The organism is Vibrio sp. 10N.286.46.A8, assembly GCF_041470165.1.
In the GTDB taxonomy this organism is placed as follows: domain Bacteria; phylum Pseudomonadota; class Gammaproteobacteria; order Enterobacterales; family Vibrionaceae; genus Vibrio; species Vibrio tasmaniensis_A.
This window is the reverse complement of record NZ_JBFRLX010000133.1, coordinates 1-261: the sequence shown is the minus strand read 5'-3', so window position 1 is coordinate 261 and position 261 is coordinate 1. Positions and strand designations below refer to the sequence as shown.

Sequence of the window (261 nt, the reverse complement as noted above, 5' to 3'; positions counted from 1 at the left end):
TCTTACTCTAATTTCGAAGATAGCTTTAATGATTACGTGAAGTTCTTGAACGAAAACCCAAGATACGAAACGGCATTGCAGCATCAAGGTAACTCTGAGAATTTCATCAAAGGCATTCACCAGGCGGGTTACGCAACCGACCCTAACTATGCCGACAAAGTTTTACGAGTTAAAGCTAAGATTGATGAGATGAAATAGCGTTATTGAATGCACTCGAGAGCTTGCCACCGGCAGGCTCTTTTCTTATCCGCTCCTTCAGTC

General features: G+C 42.9%; 1 protein-coding gene. It reads left to right on the top strand.

Translation table 11 applies throughout. From position 1 onward, the window contains the following. Nucleotides 1–198, top strand: a 198-nt coding sequence (locus AB4232_RS13815) for a glucosaminidase domain-containing protein (protein WP_372087354.1), incomplete at its 5' end; no start/stop codon positions are given. Between the last annotated feature and the right edge of the window lie 63 nt (nt 199–261).